This is a genomic window from Bacillus sp. S2(2019) (assembly GCF_005144805.1).
Lineage (GTDB): Bacteria > Bacillota > Bacilli > Bacillales > Bacillaceae > Bacillus > Bacillus altitudinis.
Genome location: NZ_SWFL01000002.1, coordinates 531,163 through 551,356 on the forward strand (window position 1 = coordinate 531,163; position 20,194 = coordinate 551,356).

Annotated in this window: 24 protein-coding genes; 11 read left to right on the top strand and 13 right to left on the bottom strand. The window is 41.3% G+C overall.

Features of this window, described 5'->3' with window-relative positions:
* Positions 1-17 precede the first annotated feature (17 nt).
* From ytvA to FBF75_RS07795, 3 genes are all read right to left on the bottom strand, one after another.
* On the bottom strand, positions 18-806 hold the full coding sequence (gene ytvA / locus FBF75_RS07785) for a YtvA family blue-light photoreceptor (RefSeq protein WP_019743575.1): 789 nt from the start codon (positions 804-806) through the stop codon (positions 18-20).
* Between the two features lie 153 nt (positions 807-959).
* Positions 960-1,820, bottom strand: coding sequence for a Cof-type HAD-IIB family hydrolase (locus tag FBF75_RS07790; RefSeq protein WP_208970838.1), 861 nt, complete (start codon positions 1,818-1,820; stop codon positions 960-962).
* A gap of 391 nt (positions 1,821-2,211) precedes the next feature.
* Positions 2,212-2,568: a hypothetical protein gene (locus tag FBF75_RS07795; RefSeq protein ID WP_008343305.1), complete on the bottom strand. Its 357-nt coding sequence runs from the start codon at positions 2,566-2,568 to the stop codon at positions 2,212-2,214.
* A gap of 117 nt (positions 2,569-2,685) precedes the next feature.
* On the opposite strand from FBF75_RS07795, the gene FBF75_RS07800 reads away from it, so the two are divergent.
* Entirely contained in the window at positions 2,686-3,096 is a 411-nt protein-coding gene (locus tag FBF75_RS07800) for a YwpF-like family protein (protein ID WP_003215215.1), read from the top strand.
* A gap of 224 nt (positions 3,097-3,320) precedes the next feature.
* Here FBF75_RS07800 and mscL read toward each other — a convergent pair whose 3' ends face one another.
* Positions 3,321-3,716: a large conductance mechanosensitive channel protein MscL gene (gene mscL / locus FBF75_RS07810; protein ID WP_007497563.1), complete on the bottom strand. Its 396-nt coding sequence runs from the start codon at positions 3,714-3,716 to the stop codon at positions 3,321-3,323.
* Positions 3,717-3,842: 126 nt separating this feature from the next.
* Positions 3,843-4,277, bottom strand: coding sequence for a 3-hydroxyacyl-ACP dehydratase FabZ (fabZ, locus tag FBF75_RS07815; protein WP_007497564.1), 435 nt, complete (start codon positions 4,275-4,277; stop codon positions 3,843-3,845).
* A gap of 219 nt (positions 4,278-4,496) precedes the next feature.
* Between fabZ and FBF75_RS07820 the strand changes: the two genes are divergently transcribed.
* Positions 4,497-5,552 carry a tetratricopeptide repeat protein gene (locus FBF75_RS07820; protein ID WP_136944602.1) on the top strand — a complete coding sequence of 352 codons (1,056 nt, stop codon included), beginning with the start codon at positions 4,497-4,499 and terminating at the stop codon, positions 5,550-5,552.
* Positions 5,553-5,566: 14 nt separating this feature from the next.
* Here the strand turns inward: FBF75_RS07820 and FBF75_RS07825 are convergent, their stop codons facing one another.
* The 4 genes from FBF75_RS07825 to spoIIID all read right to left on the bottom strand — a co-directional run bounded on the left by FBF75_RS07825 (position 5,567) and on the right by spoIIID (position 8,854).
* The gene (locus tag FBF75_RS07825) at positions 5,567-6,385 is read right to left on the bottom strand and encodes a flagellar hook-basal body protein (RefSeq protein WP_025208118.1); all 819 of its coding nucleotides are present in this window, start codon (positions 6,383-6,385) and stop codon (positions 5,567-5,569) included.
* Positions 6,386-6,414: 29 nt separating this feature from the next.
* The gene (locus FBF75_RS07830; RefSeq protein ID WP_017360018.1) at positions 6,415-7,254 is read right to left on the bottom strand and encodes a flagellar hook-basal body protein; all 840 of its coding nucleotides are present in this window, start codon (positions 7,252-7,254) and stop codon (positions 6,415-6,417) included.
* A gap of 134 nt (positions 7,255-7,388) precedes the next feature.
* The gene (gene mbl / locus FBF75_RS07835; protein ID WP_007497573.1) at positions 7,389-8,390 is read right to left on the bottom strand and encodes a cell shape-determining protein Mbl; all 1,002 of its coding nucleotides are present in this window, start codon (positions 8,388-8,390) and stop codon (positions 7,389-7,391) included.
* A 185-nt stretch (positions 8,391-8,575) separates the two neighbouring features.
* Positions 8,576-8,854, bottom strand: coding sequence for a sporulation transcriptional regulator SpoIIID (gene spoIIID / locus FBF75_RS07840; RefSeq protein ID WP_008343327.1), 279 nt, complete (start codon positions 8,852-8,854; stop codon positions 8,576-8,578).
* A gap of 347 nt (positions 8,855-9,201) precedes the next feature.
* On the opposite strand from spoIIID, the gene FBF75_RS07845 reads away from it, so the two are divergent.
* The 3 genes from FBF75_RS07845 to FBF75_RS07855 all read left to right on the top strand — a co-directional run bounded on the left by FBF75_RS07845 (position 9,202) and on the right by FBF75_RS07855 (position 11,527).
* Complete coding sequence (locus FBF75_RS07845) at positions 9,202-9,615, top strand: MarR family winged helix-turn-helix transcriptional regulator (protein ID WP_025208119.1); 414 nt, start codon at positions 9,202-9,204, stop codon at positions 9,613-9,615.
* Between the two features lie 15 nt (positions 9,616-9,630).
* The gene (locus FBF75_RS07850; protein ID WP_136944603.1) at positions 9,631-10,818 is read left to right on the top strand and encodes an MFS transporter; all 1,188 of its coding nucleotides are present in this window, start codon (positions 9,631-9,633) and stop codon (positions 10,816-10,818) included.
* 109 nt (positions 10,819-10,927) lie between these two features.
* Positions 10,928-11,527 carry an undecaprenyl-diphosphatase gene (locus tag FBF75_RS07855; RefSeq protein WP_008343330.1) on the top strand — a complete coding sequence of 200 codons (600 nt, stop codon included), beginning with the start codon at positions 10,928-10,930 and terminating at the stop codon, positions 11,525-11,527.
* Positions 11,528-11,560: 33 nt separating this feature from the next.
* On the opposite strand, the gene FBF75_RS07860 is transcribed toward FBF75_RS07855, so the two are convergent.
* Positions 11,561-12,952 carry an MFS transporter gene (locus FBF75_RS07860; protein ID WP_136944604.1) on the bottom strand — a complete coding sequence of 464 codons (1,392 nt, stop codon included), beginning with the start codon at positions 12,950-12,952 and terminating at the stop codon, positions 11,561-11,563.
* A gap of 176 nt (positions 12,953-13,128) precedes the next feature.
* Between FBF75_RS07860 and FBF75_RS07865 the strand changes: the two genes are divergently transcribed.
* The 5 genes from FBF75_RS07865 to FBF75_RS07885 all read left to right on the top strand — a co-directional run bounded on the left by FBF75_RS07865 (position 13,129) and on the right by FBF75_RS07885 (position 17,254).
* Positions 13,129-14,016: a transporter substrate-binding domain-containing protein gene (locus tag FBF75_RS07865; RefSeq protein WP_017360022.1), complete on the top strand. Its 888-nt coding sequence runs from the start codon at positions 13,129-13,131 to the stop codon at positions 14,014-14,016.
* Between the two features lie 41 nt (positions 14,017-14,057).
* Complete coding sequence (locus FBF75_RS07870) at positions 14,058-14,735, top strand: amino acid ABC transporter permease (protein ID WP_007497584.1); 678 nt, start codon at positions 14,058-14,060, stop codon at positions 14,733-14,735.
* 10 nt (positions 14,736-14,745) lie between these two features.
* Entirely contained in the window at positions 14,746-15,486 is a 741-nt protein-coding gene (locus tag FBF75_RS07875; protein WP_008343342.1) for an amino acid ABC transporter ATP-binding protein, read from the top strand.
* A gap of 193 nt (positions 15,487-15,679) precedes the next feature.
* A complete protein-coding gene (locus FBF75_RS07880; protein ID WP_008343343.1) occupies positions 15,680-16,888 on the top strand; it encodes an ammonium transporter in 1,209 nt (402 codons plus the stop codon).
* Positions 16,889-16,906: 18 nt separating this feature from the next.
* Complete coding sequence (locus FBF75_RS07885) at positions 16,907-17,254, top strand: P-II family nitrogen regulator (RefSeq protein ID WP_007497589.1); 348 nt, start codon at positions 16,907-16,909, stop codon at positions 17,252-17,254.
* 85 nt (positions 17,255-17,339) lie between these two features.
* Here the strand turns inward: FBF75_RS07885 and spoIIQ are convergent, their stop codons facing one another.
* Entirely contained in the window at positions 17,340-18,236 is an 897-nt protein-coding gene (gene spoIIQ / locus FBF75_RS07890; protein ID WP_008343344.1) for a stage II sporulation protein SpoIIQ, read from the bottom strand.
* Between the two features lie 127 nt (positions 18,237-18,363).
* Here spoIIQ and FBF75_RS07895 point away from each other — a divergent pair, with 127 nt between their 5' ends.
* Positions 18,364-18,861 carry a GNAT family N-acetyltransferase gene (locus FBF75_RS07895; protein WP_017360024.1) on the top strand — a complete coding sequence of 166 codons (498 nt, stop codon included), beginning with the start codon at positions 18,364-18,366 and terminating at the stop codon, positions 18,859-18,861.
* 236 nt (positions 18,862-19,097) lie between these two features.
* On the opposite strand, the gene FBF75_RS07900 is transcribed toward FBF75_RS07895, so the two are convergent.
* Positions 19,098-19,628, bottom strand: a complete 531-nt coding sequence (locus FBF75_RS07900; protein ID WP_007497592.1) for a TlpA family protein disulfide reductase — start codon at positions 19,626-19,628, stop codon at positions 19,098-19,100.
* Positions 19,625-20,194: a MauE/DoxX family redox-associated membrane protein gene (locus FBF75_RS07905; RefSeq protein ID WP_017360025.1), complete on the bottom strand. Its 570-nt coding sequence runs from the start codon at positions 20,192-20,194 to the stop codon at positions 19,625-19,627. Before FBF75_RS07905 ends, FBF75_RS07900 begins: the two co-directional genes overlap by 4 nt.

Here is a 20,194-nt window from a genome sequence, read left to right on the forward strand (position 1 = left end):
CTCATCTAAAGGAATGCTTAAATTTGCAGCTTTTTCAATGCAGATTTCACATTCATATACGTGTTCAACTCACGGAAGTCCTCTCTCATTTCTCCCATTTTCATCGCAAGATTTGGTTTAATACCTGTCACGATCAGTTCTGTGCCAGTCATTAAAATCAAATCATTTAGCTTAAAGATCGCATCCGCCACAAATGAATCCACCTCTAATAAACCAGACAGATCCACAATGAAGTAATCGTCTTTGGATTGAGAGATATAAGTGGAAACCGTTGAGATGATTTTATCAAATCTTGGCGCTGTTAACGTACCTATGATGGGCAGGACAGAAATACCATCCTTCACCGGAACAATCGGGACAGAAATATTCAATACTTCATCAATGGATTGCTCAAGAAGCTCTTGCTGTTCCTTCTCTTTCGTAACATCCTTTTGCAGACCAACGAAATAAAGGCGTTTCCCTTCATTTTCATCAATCCATAGAGGCGCCACACTTAACTCGTTCCAAAACATTTGACCAGATTTTTTATAGTTTTTCAACTGAACAGTGACAGCCTCTTTGTTTTCAATGGCTGTCCTAATTTGTTTGAGAGCAATCTGTTCAGTTTCATCTCCTTGAAGGAAACGACAGTTCTTTCCTAATACTTCGGTTTCTTGATAGCCTGTCATATCTAAAAAGCCCTTGTTCACATATATTAAAGGATTATCAGGTAAAGACGGGTCCGTCACCGTCAGGCCAACCTGAGTATAGTCTAAGGCTTCCTTGATTAAATGCAGATTGTCGGACTTATAAGATTCCAGCGCCATTCGTTTACTCTCCTTAACTTCCTTACAAGCGGGTTATATTCATAATTAAATTATATGATGTTCCATAGCAGGTGTAAATAGAAGTAGTTCTGAATTCCTCTTTTGTAGAATGCGCTTCATCCTATGTCATTTATACAAATACATACGATTCAATTATTTCAAAAGATGTTGAATCATATGTGCCACACCATGTTCATCATTTGTTAACGTGACGTGATCAGCTAATTCTTTTATATCCTTTCTCGCATTCCCCATTGCAATTCCAACCCCAGCTGCCCGAATCATCGATTCATCATTTAAACTGTCTCCTACAGCCGCTGTTTGGCTTAATGGAATACCGAGCTTTTCCGCCAGCCTGGTTAACGCCTGCCCTTTCGACGCTTCCTTTGCACCAATTTCAAAGTTATGATCAGCCGAACTGACCAATGTTAATTCAGAATCATGTCCAAACGCATCCCATCCGGCTTTCAATCTGTCTTGAAAAAATGAGAAACCTAAGATGTTATAAAATGAAAGCTTCTGATCCTCACGAAACAATTCTTGATATGTATCAATATAAGCAAAACCTGACTGGCTGTATTGAACTTCAGCCGCTTGCTCAAGAACACGCTGATCCGTTTCTGGATTTGCACTCTTTAAGCGGTCCATTTCTATCGCCAGAAGCTCTCTGCCGCGGTTTGGTGTGTAAATGGCTTCATTCGTAAACACTTCATAATAATAATCACGCTCCTCAAGCCATGATAAGATGTGTTTTGCTTTTTCTTCTTCTAGAACAGCCGAATGATATACCTGACCTTCTGGATCATGAATCACAGCTCCATTTGCACTGATGACCCACGTATTCATCCCAAGCTGATCAAAAATAGATTTCACATCAAAATACGCTCTTCCTGTTGAAACGACAACCTCAATCCCGCTCGCTGCTGCTTCCTTTAACGCCTGCTCGTTTTCCTGACTCACTTTGTGCTCACTGTTCAATAAAGTTCCGTCTAAATCCGTTGCGATTAATTGAATGTTTGTCATCGGTCTCTCCTTTTTTGCCTTCATTTTCAGTTGACCTTCCGTTTATCAAATCCATCATCATTATGAAATGAGTATCCACTATTTGCAAGGGATGATCGGCTTATCAATGAATATAAGAGTACCCGGTCACGCTACATGACCGGATACGCATAAGGGGATTCACAGGGGACACATGACTGATACAAATAAACCTTGGTTCTACTATTACGCAGTGAATATGTGTACAAGGCAAAGTCTATCAGCTATAGCTAGAGGGGGGCCGCGAGATGCTAGACCTTTGCCTTTTGCCTCCTTTCCTTTCAGCTAACCCTAGTCTACTGAGAAATTGCACAAGAGACAAAAAACGAAAATGACAAAATCGTTCTTCAAATTCTTTATTTTCTCAATCATTTTTACTTTTTACCGCTTGCGTATAAAACATCATCTTATTTTGTTTGACGAAATACTTATTTTTCATAAATTGATAAAAAACATCTGAATGAATCCAATTACTAGAAGGCATGTGAATATAGTCAGACCCGTCCCATGCAAACCAATAAAAACAAAGCCTTCCATCATGAATGGACAATTGAAATTCAAAACAGTCCATTTGATCGTCTGTCACGTATTGAAAAGTGAGGGACTCCCCTTCTTCCATATACACATCACAAAATGAGAGAATATCTCCCCATGTATAGACCCTCACATTGCTTTCCTTTTCCTCACCAATATGTATGTTTCGAAGTTGATAGGACTCCATAAAACATCTCCTTTCACTTATATGCAGCTAGTTCTGAGTAGGCAGCGGTTTCATTTATACAGATGTTGTATGCTATAATGATACTTACGAATAATGAACGCTTGTGAGGTGATAAATATGAAAACCTTTAGGCTGATTGATTTAAAAATCGAACTTGATCCAAAGCAAGATAAAATGTCCAGCATTCCCCTTCGTGACGGCTTAATCATTAATAAAGAAGATGGCGAAAATCACTGGATGATCGAGGCACTGATTCCAAAGAAGCATAGACAAGTGTTTGAGGTGCTCTTCCAGCAGCATACAGAAGTAAAGATTCTCGTGACGATTACAAAAGAAAACAACCGCCCTGTTCATCTATCGGTCCAAGTCAAAAACATCGTTGCCTTAGAAGAAAACATATCTGTATTACTCGACGGTAAAATGATCACAAATCGTTACAGAACAGAAACCGAAGAAGTATTAAAAGACCTCGTCAAAGAGGGGCTGTCAGGAGAAAAACTGCTGGATGCTTTTAAACAGAACACATAAAAAAAGAGCGGGATGAGCCGCTCTTAGATGATTGACAAAGGGCTAAAATGAACTTTATTTTAGCCCTTTGTCTTCCTTTTCAGCGTGATAGAAAACCTTTGAAGTCAAGGAAGGGCGAGCACCGGAGCAGAGCGAATTTAATATTCGTGAGCACCGGAGCACAGCCCTGACAAAGAATGCGAGGGTTTGTCTACACGCTGAGAGCGGGATGAGCCGCTCTTTTTCTATTGCACATCTTTCGATTGGCTTTGATTTTTCAATAAATCTCTAATTTCGGTTAACAACACTTCCGTTTGATCTGGCGTTTCAACCACTTCTTCTTCCTCTACCTTTTTCCGTTTTAATTTATTTAAATAACGAATAAAGATAAAAATGGAAAAGGAGATAATCAAGAAGTCGACCACTGTTTGAATGAAACTTCCATACAAAATTTGAGCAGAACCGATTTTAATAGACAATCCACTAAAATCATGCCCCCCAACAATAATACCAACAAGCGGCATAATTAAATCATTCACAAGAGAAGTGACAATTTTGCCAAATGCTCCCCCGATGATGACACCGACAGCAAGGTCAATCACATTCCCCTTGACGGCAAACTCTCTAAATTCTTTCAGCATTCTTTATCACCTTCATCTTTTTTTGTCTAATATGACGTTTTTTTGTCAAAAAAGCAAGTCCTTATCCGCTCTGGCTGAATGTTTCCATATAAAAAACGGTTCATACAAGATGAACCGTCAGACACATTACGATACTTTCGGACCGATAGAAAATGTCAGTTCTGCTTCACATGCCACTTCGCCATCTACTGTTGCAACTGCTTTTCCTTTGGCAACTGGACCGCGAAGACGCGTGACTTCAACCTCTAAACGTAGCTGATCGCCGGGCTTGACCTGTCTTTTGAATCGGCAGCTGTCAATCCCTGCAAACAAACCAATTTTCCCTTTGTTCTCTTCTTTACCTAACATGATGACCCCAAAAACTTGAGCGAGCGCTTCTACAATAAGCACACCTGGCATGACGGGGTATCCTGGGAAATGGCCATTAAAAAATTCTTCATTTACTGTGACATTTTTGATTCCAACCGCTCTTTTCTCACCATCAACTTCTAAAATACGGTCAACCAATAAAAATGGATAACGGTGTGGAATAATGTCTTGAATTTGCTGAGCATCAAGCATGTCTTGATCTCTCCTTCTTTTCTATATCGCTAATCTTCATTTGATTCCTATTGAAGTATATTATGAATGCAGTCATTTTTCAATGTCTAGCCAACAATTATGGTAAAAAATAACATCTATTATTACCTATTGTCATGAAATATAATCCACTCTACACTCATCGTTTTTTCACAAATATGGTAATATATATTACATCATTGATTGAATAAGAGGGTAAAAATGAATTTTATAAGCGATAAATCCATTAAAAAACTTCTCCATTCGTGGTATACAATGCTAAAACATCGACACTTTTCGAAGGCTGAAGAGATCAAAACGTCCTTAACCAAATATAAACGTAGATTGTCAAAGAAACAGGAGCTTCATTTACATTATCAGCTTATGCTTTTTCGCCATCAGCTCTGGATGAACCAAACAGAAGACTTAGAAAAACTGAAGCATGAACTCATGCTCCAAAAAGATCAAATGAACGATCAACTACAATATTATTTTTACTTTTTTCTCGGTTTATACGAATCTTTAAAGAGCGATCAAAATGATGCCATTCATTATCTTGAAAAAGCAGAAGAGAAACTGCCCCTGCTAGACGATGAGCTAGAGGAAGCAGAGTTTCATTTCCGTACAAGTGGTGTTTATTATAACAACCGCTATTCACTGTTATCCATTCGACATGTTGAAAAAGCCATGAATATCTTTGCAAAGCACGGGGATATCCACAGCATTTATCGGTGCAAAATTGTGCTCGCACTTAACTTTAGTGACCAAAAAAAATATGAAGAAGCAGAAGCTATTTTTATTGAAATTATCGAATACGTGAAAATGATTGATGACCAAGAACTGCTTGGTATCGTGTATTATGACGCTGGTTTTATCAAGTCAAGACAAAACCGTCATAAGGAAGCACTAGAATACTTTAAAAAAGCGCTTCGGCTCCCAGCATACCGGAAATCTGCCCACTCCTATGTATCGTGTCTCTATGAAACTGTGCGTTCCTGCTTTAAAGAGAATTTAACTGATGAAGGAATGAAATATATTCAAAAAGGGCTAAAAGAAGCCGTTGATGCCCAATTTGATCTATTAAGAATCAAGTTCCAAATTTTATTCCTTCTCTACAGCCAAACGCCCAAGGCAGATGAACAGATTGCTACACTCGTCACATGTCTTGAACGAAAAGAAGCCTGGATTGATCTTGAAGATCTGCTTGCAGATGTCTCAGATTTTTATAAAAAAAAGGGCGACTTTGAGCGAGCCGCCTTTTTTATCATGAGAGGCTGACATCCGCCTGCTCATTATCGAATGGTATTAATGAGTCCTAGCATCTGATCGCCCATCGTAATGGTTCTTGAGTTCATCTGATACGAACGCTGTGTTGTCATGAGGTCTGTTAATTCTTTAGACATGTCCACATTCGACGTTTCAAGTGCACCTTGCTGAAGTTGAATGGCCTGACGGTTTGCCCCATTCAGTGCCATTAAAGCGCCTTGATAGTTGCCGTCGACTGAGAACAAATTTTCTCCTTCAGAGATGAGTGCTGAAGAATTATTCACTTGAACAACCCCAAGATTCACCTGCTGATTCGGTTGATTGCCTCGAGAAATAGCTGTAAGCCGGCCATTTTTATCGATAGAAATATCACGGAAATTCGCATTTAAGACAATCTCATTCCCGTTTTCGTCAAGAATCGGATGGCCTTCGCTTGTCACCAGCTGGACTTGATTCCGATTATTTCCTGGCTGTAAATAAAGAGAGCCATCTCTTGTATACCGGATGTTACCGCCAGCATTAACCTGCAAATACTGAGATGGCGCACCAAATGCAACATCAAGGTCACGGCCTGTTTCTTTAATAGACCCTTGCAATGAGTTAATGGATGCATTGACCATCGTTCCAGTTCCAAGCCTTAAACCAGCAGGTGTCAGACGACTGTTTGCCACCTGCTCATTTTTTTCATCTACCTGATTAAACTGTTGTCTGACCAGCTCTGAAAAACGGGTGTTTTTCGCGCGATACCCTGTTGTTTCACTGTTTGCGATGTTATTACTAATGATATCAAGCTGCTTTTGCACCTCGTTCATCGACACAGCTGCATTGATCATCGTTCTAAGCATGAGAATCCTCCTCTCTCTTCATTTCTTCATTAATACACTCTTCCGATTTCGTTCACTGCTTTTTCTAAACTCTTATCATATGCCTGAACCACTTTTTGGTTTGTTTCAAATGCGCGGTAGGCTGTTGTCATTTCTGTATATGATTTCGTCACATCAACGTTCGACAGCTCTGATACACCTTGGCTTAATGTATAGGACATTTGACCGTTATTGACCGCACTTGGAAGAGGCTGATTATCAGCTGTACGGTATAAATCATTTCCTTCACGCGCAAGGTTTCTTGTATCCATTGCAACACGTACATCAATTTGTCCAAGGTTTTGTCCGTTTTCACTCACGGTTCCATCTGCGTTCACTTTGAAATTCTCACTTTGAACGGTAATCGGCTGGCCCGTCACGGAAAGAAGGGCACGTCCATTGATCGTCAACTGATTTTGATCATTCAATGTAATGGAACTGCTTTTCGTATAACGAACGCCTTCTGGTGTATTCACAGCATAAAAAAGCGCTGACTTTTGATTTGTCTCTGGGTTGATGGGTACATTATTTTCTACTAATGCGATATCCGTTGTTTGATCCGTTGTTTTTAATGTTCCTTGTGTAAATTGAGGAATTAACTCCTGCATGTATGTTCCCGTATTAATTCCGCCAATCGCCGTTTGCTGCGGGATACTAAAGCCTTTGCCTGAAGATGTTTGGAAACGTCCTGATTCCATTCGGCTTAGCAGCATTTCTGGAAATGCGCGCATGGCCCCTTCATCTGCTTTATAGCCTGGAGTATTCGCATTTGCGATATTATTTGAAAGCATTTCTGTCCGCCGCTCTTGAGCGATCATGGCAGATGTTGCGGTGTATAGTCCTTTTAACACGTGCTCACCTCATTCAAATTCTTTCACATGACCTAAAATCATCAGTACACAATCTTCTATGAAATATATCGGCATATTGGCAGGCTTCTTTAATAAAAATCCCCCATTCTTTCTAAAAAGAATGAGGGAAATCATTAGCTGAGTTTACGCTTTGGCAGCTTGTCCATATTATCAAGCATCACGCCAGTACCAACTGCTACACAATCCATTGGATTTTCTGCAACGAAAACTGGTACTTTCAGCTCTTCTGCAAGCAATTGATCAAGCCCGTTTAGAAGCGCTCCGCCACCAGTAATGATGACGCCGCGGTCAATGATATCAGCTGATAATTCAGGTGGTGTTCTTTCAAGAACTTGTTTCGCAGCCTGAACAATGGCAGATACAGATTCACGTAATGCTTCTTCTACTTCTTTGCTTGTGACGGTAATCGTTCTTGGTAATCCTGTCACCATATCTCGTCCACGAATCGAGATCTCTTCGTGACGTGCGTCTGGGAATACCGTTGCAACTTGGATCTTAATGTCCTCTGCAGTTCGCTCACCGATCAACAGCTTGTACTCTTTTTTGATGTAGTTGAGAATTTCCAGATCAAATTTGTCTCCAGCCATTTTAATAGAAGAGGCGGTTACAATGTCACCCATCGAGATGACAGCGATATCTGTCGTTCCGCCTCCAATATCTACGACCATGTTTCCACTTGGCTGAAAAATATCCATACCAGCACCAATTGCTGCTACTTTTGGCTCTTCTTCAAGAAATACATGCTTCCCGCCGCTTTTTTCAGCAGCTTCTTTGATTGCCTTCTGCTCAACAGATGTAATGTTTGTCGGGCAGCAGATGAGCATACGCGGCTTAGAGAACAGCCCTTTCACATTCAATTTGTTAATAAAATGCTTGAGCATCGCTTCAGTTACTTCAAAATCAGCAATTACGCCATCTTTTAATGGACGAATCGCAACAATATTCCCAGGCGTACGTCCAACCATACGTCTCGCTTCTTCTCCAACAGCTAATACTTTCCCGCTGTTTTTATCAAGAGCGACAACAGATGGTTCATTTAACACAATTCCTTTTCCTTTGACATGAATCAGTACATTTGCAGTACCAAGATCAATTCCAATATCCCTAGCAAACATCTATATATATCCTCCTTGAAAATCTGTTTCCATAGCAAATACCACATTCTGCCCTAATTATATATTCTATCATAATTTGAAGAAAAAAAGATATTTCTTTACAAAAGTCTTTACAAAATTTGTGGTTAGAAACTACCGATAAGAGGAAGATATATATATCATGTTTATGAACAAAGAACTAAAGCTTACTGTTTTACAGGCTCACCTTCTAAAATTTCTTCTTTTTTATACTTTAACTTTGTGGCTTCTCCCCCTCGCAGGTGACGGATTGATTTATGATAATCCAGTATCTCCTTCACTTCGTTAGCCAGATCTGGATTAATTTCTGGCAGTCTTTCTGTTAGATCCTTGTGTACAGTACTTTTAGAGACTCCAAATTCTTTCGCAATTACACGAACGGTTTTCTTTGTCTCCACGATATACTTTCCTATCTTGATTGTTCGCTCTTTGATGTAATCGTGCACACCACTCGACCTCCCTAAAATGGATGTGAGAAGTGTGAAATGAGATCCGTATCAATATTATCCATTTTCAGCGGCGCTTGTTCGTCTTAATTTCTCATCCATTAGGTAGTAAATGCCAAACACGATCCCTCACCTCAAACACTCTCTTTGTCAGGTTTGTAACAGTGTATTAGCATTGCATAGGGAATATGCTAAAAATGAAGATGGGACAAGGGATTTATCAGAAAAGACAAAACAAAAAATCATTTCGAGTGGCGAAAATTTTCACTTTACAAGCATCGGTGTAACACGTAAAATAGGAAAGGTGAATTTATTTACCTAGATAAATAATGAATAAAGGTGAGCCTATGGATACGTTAAACAGAGAGTGTTTACATCAAATACATCAAAGCGCCCGGCTGCTGTCTAAAAAAGCGAACGAAGCGCTTGCTGCTTATGACTTGTACATGTCCCAGTGGACTGTACTTTTTTGTTTGGATACATTCGGTCCTAAAACGCAAAAAGACATTTGGACCTATTTGAACGTCGAAGCACCGACGATTACCAGAACCGTGACGCGTCTAGAAGCAAACGGCTGGGTGAAACGAGTCCAAGGAAAAGACAAACGTGAGAATCTCATCGTCATGACAGACGATGCAAAAGCAAAGTTTAAAGAAATCAAACAGACGATGGAACAATTTGAAGAAGAATGTCTTTCAGATTTTACCTACGAAGAAAAACAACTCCTCCATACACTTTTACACAAATTATCAACTGAATAGGAAGTGACTTACACCATGAACGAACGCATTTGGACAAAAGACTTTATCATGATTGTCCTGGTGAATTTATTTACATTCACCTCTTTTTATGCCCTTTTGACACTACTCCCCATTTACACAATGGATGAATTAAATGGAACAGAATCACAGGGCGGCCTCCTTGTGACGGTCTTCTTATTATCAGCAATTGTGACAAGACCATTTTCAGGGGCCATTATTGAGAAATTCGGCAAGAAACGCATGGCGATTTTTTCTTCAACGGCTTTTGCCCTGCTCACTTATTTATACATTCCAATTGATCAATTCCAAACACTTCTCATATTGCGTTTCGTGCAAGGAATCTTCTTCAGCATTTTGACAACCGTAGCAAGTGCTATTGCAGCTGATATGATTCCGAAACATAAACGAGGAGAGGGTCTTGGATACTTTGTGATGTCGATGAACCTTGCCGTGGTCATCGGTCCGTTTATCGCACTGAATCAAGTCGGAAAAGTAGGATTCCATTCTTTATTTCTTCTCTTTTCGATAATAGTCTCCATCGGTGCAGCTTTCACGATGCTGATTAGACAGCCAGAGCCTGAAAACGGCGGAAGTGTCATCTTTCGATTCACTTTTTCTCACCTGTTTGAAAAAGGTGCTTTAAAAACGGCAGCAGTTGGAATCATTATCTCCTTCTGTTACTCGCCAATCATTTCATTTATTTCAGTCTATGCCAATTCCCTGAACCTAATGGGTGCAAGCAGTTATTTCTTCATTGTTTTTGCAGCTGCGATGCTTGGATCACGTCCATTTACAGGCAGACTGTTTGACCGAGTCGGGCCTCATATTGTGATCTATCCATCGATTGCTCTCTTTGCGATTGGTTTATGGATGCTGACCGCTACACAAACAGCCACCATGCTTCTTTTATCCGGCGCTGTCATCGGCCTTGGCTACGGCTCTTTGGTGCCATGTCTACAAACACTTGCGATACAGCACTCACCAGCACACCGTACAGGCTACGCCACAGCAACTTTCTTTACCCTATATGATACGGGGATTGCCGCTGGATCATTTGTCTTCGGACTGCTTGTCAGCTTCACAGATTTTTCAAATGTATATCTCATTGCGGGCGTTGTCGTGTTACTCAGCATGGGCGTTTTTTATTGGAGCGAACGAAAACCGCAAGAAGCAAAAGCACAAAAGGTTTCCCTATCAGAATAGGATACTGTTTTAAACTTCACTGAAAACATGCTAAAATATAGGATATTTCAAATGAACAGATAGGTCTTTTGAAAAATAGTTGGCGTTAAGCGAAAGTATAGGTGATGTTTTGAATTACGAATTGTTTAAAGTCATACACGGGATGGCTCATCATTCTGAGTTTTTAGATCAGGCCATGATTTTCATTACGAAAAAGGCCATTCTCGTATATGCCCTCGTCTTATTGATTTGCTGGTTTTTAGGTAATCACAAATTTAAGAAGCATGTCTTCTTTTCCGGTGTAACAGGCATCGTGGCACTCATCGTCAATTTTGCCATTACGCTGTTTTATTATGAAGAGCGGCCGTTTGTGGCGCACAAAGTCGACACACTCATCCCGCACTCAGCAGACGCTTCCTTCCCAAGTGACCACACAACAGGTGCACTGGCTCTTTCACTAGCCATTCGATCCCGTAATAAAAAACTCGGCAATATTTTGCTTGTTTTTGGATTACTGACAGGGTTCTCCCGCATCTGGGTCGGTCATCATTATCCATTTGATGTATTAGGCAGCTTGATCGTATCGATTGTGGTTGTCTTTATCATGAATAAATTATGGAAGTTCTTTGACTCTCCAATTGACCGTATCGTGACATTTTACGAGAACATTGTGGGCAAAATTTTCAGAAGGAAGCAAAAGGACCAAGGATCAGACCTGTCCAACTCTTAAGCGGCTTGCGATAAAGTATGGAAGACCTCTCTTCTACTTTATCCCAGCCGCTCTTTTCATTGTTTGTTTTCCTCTGACCATACTCGAAAAATAAAGGCTGACGCTAATGCCGACAAGAGAAATCATGATCAATGTCCAGCCTAATTGTTCAAAATGAGAACCTGCAATTTCCTCACCAAACAGCATGCCAAGCACGGCAGATGACAGAATGGAGCCAAGGTACCTGCATGTTTGAAAAAGCCCAGAGGTCGTGCCAATCATTTGTTGAGGACTGGCTTTTAACATCGCAGCTTGAAGCGCAACATTTCCAATCCCGTAACTGAGTCCAAGCAAAGCAAGAACCAGTCCTTTCCCCCAGAATGGCGCAGGAATAAAAAAGAAAGTCATGGCGGAAGCGCCGGCCAGCATCAGCACAGCACTTGCCAAAACAGGGTGCCGTTCATCGCCGCGATCTACCCACTTGCCAGTCAGCGGTGATACCATTATGCTCACGCCAGACATGCAAAGCATAAAGAGACCCGTCATCTCCACACGCCAGCCCAATTCATCCTGAAAATAACTTGGCAAGCCAAAAAAGAGACAATAGAAGAAAATATTTAAAATGATAAATTGCACATACACAAGTGAAAGCCGTTTCTCCTGCCTGAACATCCGAATTTGGATAAATGGCTCATCCACCTGATGCTCCCACCATATAAAAGCACCCGCACTCAAAAGACAGAGAATGCCCTGTACATACTGAATACCATCAGATAGTGATAATAAAAAAGAAAGCAAAAGGACAATACAAACTGTAAATAGCAACATCCCTGGCAAATCAAGCTTTCGGACAGTGTCTCCGATACGCAATTTTTTCTTCTTCTCCTTAGGAAATAAGGAAAAGCCTAGAAAAAAACTGATCAATATGAATGGCAGATTCACTAAAAAGATCGCCGGCCAGCTGCCGATCGTCATCAAAAACCCGCCAAGTGTCGGCCCGAGTGCTGTCATCGCTGAAGCAAAGATGGACAATACCGCTAAAGCAGAAGCTTGTCGTTCCTTCACATGATCCCGAATCAGTCCAACACCTGAAGGATAGATCGCACTGCTTCCAATCGCCTGAAGAAGCCGGATCACAATCAGCACCGCAAAAGTCGGGGCAAACGGCGCACAAATGGCTGAGACTGCCACTAGAACTAGTCCAAATAAAAATAAGGTTCTCCGGCTCATCACATGATCTCCAATTCGTCCACTCACCGGCTGCGTGACCGCGCTGGCCAAATAAAAGGTTGAAATGAGCCAAGATACCGTCGTAAACGACAAACCGAACTCATGCTGAATTTGATGCAAGGCTAAAGAAATCATCGAGGAATTCAGTGGATTTAACATCGTGCCAAAAGCAATCGCCGTTAAAAAAACATTCCGGTTGTCTTTCCATTTGATCATACACCCGCCCCCTTCTTTTGACATACACGTTCTTTGTCTATCTCCTCGTTATTATGAGATTCATTTCCCTTTTTTACCCTTAGCAATTCAAGTTCTCTCTCCGAAAAGCAAGACATACATTCTAAAAAGGGCAAGTGTTGGAAAAGCGCATATAAAATTGAGAATATGAGGAACAAATGGTAAGATGCTACACATATTTAAAAGCCTACTTTCTCCTTATACGGAGAACGGCTGAAAAGGAGGAGAAGCTTATTATTAAAAAAAGACGGTTTTGGGTCCCAGCCCTTTTCTCGGTTGCAGTATTACTTCTGTCTTCGTGCGGTTCAAATGAAACAAATGGGAACGGAGATAAACGTAATTCTACAGCGAAAGGGTCGCCGATTTTGGAAGATGGGAAATTTATTTTTGCAGCATCAGGTGAATTCCACCCATTCAGTTACATGGATGGAAACCAGATGTCCGGCTTTGATATTGATGTCGGCAATGCGATTAGCGACAAGATAGGCCTCGAGCCTGTACAGAAAAAATATAAATTCGCAGGCATCGTCGAAGGCGTCAAAGCAGGCAAATTTGATGCGGCCGTTGCAAGTCATACCATCAACGAGGAACGAAAAAAACACGTCCTTTTTTCTCAACCGTATTACTACTCCGGTCCGCAAATCTTCACAAGACCCGGCGCAGACATTCACAGTGCAAATGACTTAAAAAACAAAGAAATCGCTGTCTCTAAAGGTTCGTCCTATGCGGATATTGCCAAAGAACATAGCGGGCAGGAACCAAAATATTACGACAGTGATGTTGTCGCTTTAGAAGCACTAGCCAACGGCAAACACGATGCGGTCGTCACTGATTTTGCCACAGGTGCAGAAGCCATGAAGAAAAAACTTAAAATTGAAGCACAAGAAAGACTCGGGCAAAGTGAGCAAGCAATCGCTGTCTCTAAAGACAATAAAGAGCTCATGAAAGAGATCAATGATGCGATTGATGCACTCAAAAAAGACGGAACATTAAGACAAATTAGCGAAAAGTATTTTGACGAAGATATTACCGTCAAACAGGATTAAAACCACGATTGTGCGCCTTTCTCTAGGCGCACTTTCTTCAAATGGAGATGATTGTTTTGCCTACCTTATCACACTTTTTTCAAACGCTGATTGATTCTAGAGGCGTTTTCTTAGAAGGAATGCTGCTCACCTTACAACTCACTGTCATCAGTATTTTCATCGGCATGTTCATCGGGCTTTTCTTTGCCTTACTAAAAATATCCCGCGTGGCTGTTTTCGGTTATATCGCAAATGCCTATATCTTCCTTGTACGCGGGACACCACTCATTGTGCAGATTTTTATCCTGTATTTTGGGCTGACAGAATTAAATATACCCGACTTTTGGGCAGCCTCTATTGCGCTTGCCTTCCATAACGGTGCCTATATAGCAGAAATATTCAGAGGGGCGATTCAATCAATCGATCAAGGTCAAAAAGAAGCAGGACGTTCTCTTGGCATGGGGCGATTTCTAACCATGAGACGTATCATTCTCCCGCAAGCGATGCGGCGCGCCCTTCCCCCTCTCGGCAATCAGTTTATCATCGGCTTAAAAGATTCATCACTTGCTGCCTTCATCAGCGTCAATGAACTCTTTAACATAGCCACTACTCAAGGCTCCAACAGTTTTGACAACATGACGTACTTACTTGTCGTGGCTGTCTATTACTTAGTTCTTGTCCTGCTGTTAACATTCGCTGTGCAAACCGTTGAGAAAAAACTATCAGTCAGTGATCATTAGGAGGAGAAGCATGACAGAATCAAAAGAGATCATTCGTGTTGAAAAACTGAATAAATACTTTGGAGAGCTGCATGTCTTAAAAGATATCGATCTCACTGTATATGAAAATGATGTCGTCGTCTTAATTGGTGCAAGCGGCTCTGGGAAAAGCACCTTACTCCGTTGTATGAATTTTTTAGAAATAAAAAATGACGGTCAGATCATCATTGATGGCAGTCCCGTTCATCCAAAACGAGATCAATTAAACGAAATGAGGCAGAAAATAGGCATGGTGTTTCAGCATTTTAATCTCTTTCCGCACAAAACCGTGCTTGAAAACATCATCGAAGCACCGGTCATGGTGAAAAAAACAAAGAAAGCACAAGCGATAACTGAAGCCAATGTCTTATTAGAGAAAGTCGGACTAGCGGATAAAGCAAAAGTGTACCCTTCAAAGCTATCAGGCGGTCAAAAACAGCGCGTTGCCATCGCACGAGCTCTCGCCATGAAGCCCGATGTCATGTTATTTGACGAGCCTACTTCTGCGCTGGACCCAGAGCTTGTAGGCGAAGTGCTGCAAACCATGAAAAGTCTTGCCAAAGAAGGCATGACAATGGTCATCGTCACTCATGAAATGGGCTTTGCAAAAGAAGTAGCTGACCGAGTTGTTTATATGCATGAAGGACGAATTGTCGAACAAGGTACCCCATCAGAATTATTTGATTCTCCTCAAGAGGAGCGAACCAAATTGTTTCTCAGTTCGATTTTATAGGTCAAACGCCCTTTATTTTTCGTGATTCATGCACGTTTATTCTCATTTTTTACGAACTTTTCATCCATTTATATTGATAATGACCAAAAAACCATGTTAGATAAACTTACATGAATATGTTATATATGACTTTTCTCTCTATAATGAAGAATTAAGAAATCTATTAATTCTGAATGATTCGGGGGAATGCAGCATGCAAATGGGTGATACAGTATTTATGTTCTTCTGCGCACTACTCGTGTGGTTAATGACACCGGGTTTAGCCTTATTCTACGGAGGACTTGTGAGAAGTAAAAACGTGTTAAGTACGACAATGCACAGCTTAACCTCACTAGCCATTGTCTCTATCGTCTGGATCGTGTTTGGCTATTCACTGGCCTTTGCGCCAGGCAATGCATGGATCGGAGGCTTTGACTGGGTTGGACTAAAAGGCGTTGGCTTTGAACCTGGTTCATATAGTGACACGATTCCACATTCATTGTTCATGATGTTCCAAATGACCTTTGCCGTCCTCACAACAGCCATTATCTCTGGTGCCTTCGCTGAACGTATTCGTTACTCAGCGGTGGTCGTGTTTACACTCCTTTGGGTCACATTTGTATACGCTCCAGTCGCTCACTGGGTATGGGGTGGCGGCTGGATTGGCGAAATGGGAGCACTTGACTTCGCCGGTGGAAACGTCGTCCACATTTCATCAGGTGTGGCTGGTCTAGTCGTAGCCATTGTTCTCGGGAAGCGAAAAGAAGCGGCAAGTTCTTCTCCGCATAACTTGATCTACACACTTCTTGGTGGAGCTGTGATTTGGTTTGGCTGGTTTGGATTTAACGTAGGAAGTGCCCTCACATTAGATAGTGTCGCCATGTATGCCTTTATTAACACGAATACAGCAGCTGCTGCAGGAATCATCGGCTGGCTGTTGGTCGAATGGATGATCAACAAAAAACCAACGATGCTAGGTGCAATCTCTGGCGCCATTGCAGGCCTAGTAGCGATTACACCTGCCGCAGGTTTTGTCACACCATTTGCTTCGATTATCATCGGGATCATCGGCGGAATCGTTTGTTTCTGGGGCGTCTATTCACTCAAAGCCAAGTTCGGCTATGACGATGCACTGGATGCATTCGGTCTCCACGGAATCGGCGGTACTTGGGGAGGCATTGCTACAGGCCTTTTCGCCACTACATCTGTCAATGATGGCGGAGCCAACGGCTTATTTTATGGCGATCCAAGCTTACTTTGGAAACAAGTTGTCGCCATCGTGGCCACATACGTCTTTGTTGCAGTTGTCACATATGTGATCATCAAAGTCGTCAACATCTTCTTCAAGATTCGCGCAACTGAAGAAGAAGAATCAGTCGGTCTTGATTTAACGATGCACGGCGAAAAAGCATATCAAGATTAAAGAAAAAGGGGTGTCTCTATGAGCAAAATGTATAAAGTGGAGATTGTCACACGTCCAGCTAATTTTGAAACATTAAAGGTGGAGCTTGGAAAGATTGGTGTCACCTCGATTACCTTTTCCAATGTGCACGGCTGCGGATTACAAAAGGGACATACGGAACTATACCGTGGCGTCAAAAAGGAAAGCAATGTGTACGAACGTTTAAAGATCGAAATCGTCTTAAGCAAAGTACCTGTTGAACAGGTCGTGGAAACGGCTCAAAAGGTACTTCGTACAGGAGAACCAGGGGATGGGAAGATTTTTATATATGAGATAGAAAATACAATCAACATTCGGACAGGTGAAGAAGGACCTGCCGCCTTATAGCATCCCCTCCGCCATATGGCGGAGGTTTTTTAAAGACAGAAAAAAACCTCTGTGCATTTATCTACACAGAGGATCTGACATGACATTAAGATTGTTTTGTTTCTTCTGACTGACTGCGGTCTTTAGAGGAATCTGAAGACTTTTCTTGATCAGAGGATTTCCCCTTTTCATCAGACTTATCTTCAGATTTTTCTTCAGTCGGCTCTTTTGCCTTATCGTCAGCAGCAGGTTCCTTCATTTTGTCATCAGCTTTTGGCTGAGCAGGTTCTTTTGCTTCTTCCGTCACTTCTTGCGCTGCTTTTTCAATGGAAGAAACAGGCTTATCAATGAAGCTAAGTGGATTAAGCGCTAAACCTTCCATACGAATTTCAAAGTGAACATGGTTGCCGCTTTCAGCACCATATAGATTCTTACCAGAAGCACCGATGACATCATTCTGTTTCACTTCATCGCCTTCTTTTACACTCACTTGAGACAACGATTGATAAACAGTAGACAATCCATCTTCATGTTCAATTTCAACAACGTGACCGAGAACTGGATCTTTTTTCGCCTGAACGACTGTTCCACTAAGAGCAGCTGTGACATCAAACACTTTGCCATCTTTATCTGCAAGATCAATACCTTTGCTTAAGGTATAGGTGTTATTATAGTTTACAAGTGCTGCTTCTTTTTCTTTTTGATCAGCATCTGCTTCATAGAACTTTTTCACGACAGAAACATTCTCAGAATTCTGGACCGGCATAGCAACATTTTCAATTGGCTTTCCAACTTCAACGGCATCATCACGCTGTTCTTGTCCTGTTTGATTTCCATCAGATAGTTGGTCTTTCACATCTTTCGATACAGCTTGATACCAAAGAACGGCTGTTAACACGACCGCTGCGCTGACCAAGTAAATAGCAGGGAATACCCAGCGCTTACGGAAAAATTGCTGAACTTTTGTGATTTTGGAAGTACGTTTCTTTTCTTCCTCTCTCATTTTTCATCACCTCAGCAACATTCTGAACACTTTTCAAAAAATATATACACACGAAATTATTTTTCTTTTTATTTTGCGCAATCGCATCAATAATATGTATGATGAATGAAAAAAGATGGGGGTACATATGGTGAAAACTTTCAACCGCATGGCAACAGAAGATGACCTCAAAGAGATCGTCGATATCTACAATTCAACGATTGCTTCAAGAGAAGTAACGGCCGATACAGAACCTGTTACAGTAGAAGACCGCCGTCAGTGGTTTTTGCATCATTCAGAGAAACGTCCTCTCTATGTGAAAACAGATGAGGAAGGAAATATCTACGGCTGGCTCAGTTTTGAAACGTTTTACGGCAGACCTGCATACAACGGTACTGTTGAAATGAGTATTTACTTGAACCAAAACTATCGAGGAAAAGGTTTAGGGTCACTGTTCTTACAAGAGGCGCTCGAATTGGCACCCTCATTAGGCATCCGAACGTTACTTGCCTTTATTTTCGGCCACAACGAAGCCAGCATCAAATTATTTAAGAAGCACGGATTTGAGACTTGGGGACATTTGCCACGCATCGCAGAAATGGACGGCAATCGGTACGACTTAGATATTTTAGGAAAAGAATTATAAACTGAGCGTCTCTTGAAGAAAGAGACGCTTTAGATTGTTGACAAAGGGCTAAAATGAACTTGATTTTAGCCCTTTGTTTTCTTTTCAGCGTGATAGAAAACCTTTGCAGCCCGAGGAAGGACGAGTACTGGCGCGGAGCGAATGTCACATTCGTAAGCACCAGCACGCAGGACTGACAAAGAATGCGAGGGTTTGTCTACACGCTGGAGCGTCTCTTGAAGAAAGAGACGCTTTTTTTATGAAGCATGCACCAACTGCTCAAATTGCTTCGCATTTTGAAGCGATTTTCTTTTCAGAATGATACCATGTTCATCAATCAGAAGCGCTTGCGGAACAACTGTTACTCCATACAACTCCATAATTTGTGATGAGCGCATATAAACAGCTTGCTCCGGCAGCAATTGAAGAAGCGAGGCATCATCGGCTTGTTCATCTCCATTAATAACAATCACATGAGCATCATCATGTGAAGTTTGAGGCTGTACATCAGACAAAATACTTTTACAAGTCATACAAGTAGAATTCACAAATAACAGCATCACAGCTCGCCCATTTTGCAAATACTCCTTCAAGATCACCTTTTCACCTACATGCGAATAACTGCGAAATAACGGAGCCGGGTCACCAATATCCGCTTCCTTCAATTCAATTCCATCAAGAGATTTTATTTTATTCATAAATCTCCCGATAAAACGGGCAAGCAAAAACACGACAGCCAGCTGGGCAATGACAATTAATAACACAATGATTAATAAAATATCTGTCATTTCATTTTATCTCCTTCTATAATTGATCCATCTGCAATCTGGAATGAGTCGATCCACTTTCGCTTCAATAGCACAATTTCTTGGCTGACCGCTATGATCAAACAGACAGCCGCTGCAATGAGAAAACAAATCATTTTCAACCGCAATGAAATCATTTCAACACTAGGATGTACATAAAATAACCCTGCCACAAGAGTAAGCATCAGCAGATTGCGAATCACAATCCCCCAATGCAGGCGATCGTTTTCCAGTAATCCTCCACAACCGCACGAAATATCACGATGCCCCCTCATTAAATTGAACGTAACCGCTCCAGTGTAAATACATAACAGGGCTGTAAGGCCCACTGCAGGCAGGACAGACATGTTCCATATAAACAAATGAATCGTACAAACCAACTCAATCAACAAAAATACATAAAACATGGGTGCCGCGAAAGAAGGCGGCAGCAGCCGATAAGCATTGATCTGCTGGACATGTGCCTTCTGTTTCCTTGCTTTATCCAGCCATGCACCTGCAAAAATGATTCCTAGTAAATAGACTCCTATGAAATAAAAGACACTCAC

Bases quoted from the DNA above. Each gene is read 5' to 3' on its own strand.
- ytvA (WP_019743575.1), bottom strand. From the start codon at position 806: ATGGCGCTGGAATCTTATAAGTCCGACAATCTGCATTTAATCAAGGAA.
- FBF75_RS07795 (WP_008343305.1), bottom strand. From the start codon at position 2,568: ATGGAGTCCTATCAACTTCGAAACATACATATTGGTGAGGAAAAGGAA.
- FBF75_RS07800 (WP_003215215.1), top strand. From the start codon at position 2,686: ATGAAAACCTTTAGGCTGATTGATTTAAAAATCGAACTTGATCCAAAG.
- mscL (WP_007497563.1), bottom strand. From the start codon at position 3,716: ATGCTGAAAGAATTTAGAGAGTTTGCCGTCAAGGGGAATGTGATTGAC.
- fabZ (WP_007497564.1), bottom strand. From the start codon at position 4,277: ATGCTTGATGCTCAGCAAATTCAAGACATTATTCCACACCGTTATCCA.
- FBF75_RS07820 (WP_136944602.1), top strand. From the start codon at position 4,497: ATGAATTTTATAAGCGATAAATCCATTAAAAAACTTCTCCATTCGTGG.
- FBF75_RS07825 (WP_025208118.1), bottom strand. From the start codon at position 6,385: ATGCTTAGAACGATGATCAATGCAGCTGTGTCGATGAACGAGGTGCAA.
- mbl (WP_007497573.1), bottom strand. From the start codon at position 8,390: ATGTTTGCTAGGGATATTGGAATTGATCTTGGTACTGCAAATGTACTG.
- FBF75_RS07845 (WP_025208119.1), top strand. From the start codon at position 9,202: ATGGATACGTTAAACAGAGAGTGTTTACATCAAATACATCAAAGCGCC.
- FBF75_RS07850 (WP_136944603.1), top strand. From the start codon at position 9,631: ATGAACGAACGCATTTGGACAAAAGACTTTATCATGATTGTCCTGGTG.
- FBF75_RS07860 (WP_136944604.1), bottom strand. From the start codon at position 12,952: ATGATCAAATGGAAAGACAACCGGAATGTTTTTTTAACGGCGATTGCT.
- FBF75_RS07865 (WP_017360022.1), top strand. From the start codon at position 13,129: ATGGTAAGATGCTACACATATTTAAAAGCCTACTTTCTCCTTATACGG.
- FBF75_RS07870 (WP_007497584.1), top strand. From the start codon at position 14,058: ATGGAGATGATTGTTTTGCCTACCTTATCACACTTTTTTCAAACGCTG.
- FBF75_RS07875 (WP_008343342.1), top strand. From the start codon at position 14,746: ATGACAGAATCAAAAGAGATCATTCGTGTTGAAAAACTGAATAAATAC.
- FBF75_RS07880 (WP_008343343.1), top strand. From the start codon at position 15,680: ATGCAAATGGGTGATACAGTATTTATGTTCTTCTGCGCACTACTCGTG.
- FBF75_RS07885 (WP_007497589.1), top strand. From the start codon at position 16,907: ATGAGCAAAATGTATAAAGTGGAGATTGTCACACGTCCAGCTAATTTT.
- spoIIQ (WP_008343344.1), bottom strand. From the start codon at position 18,236: ATGAGAGAGGAAGAAAAGAAACGTACTTCCAAAATCACAAAAGTTCAG.
- FBF75_RS07895 (WP_017360024.1), top strand. From the start codon at position 18,364: ATGGTGAAAACTTTCAACCGCATGGCAACAGAAGATGACCTCAAAGAG.
- FBF75_RS07900 (WP_007497592.1), bottom strand. From the start codon at position 19,628: ATGACAGATATTTTATTAATCATTGTGTTATTAATTGTCATTGCCCAG.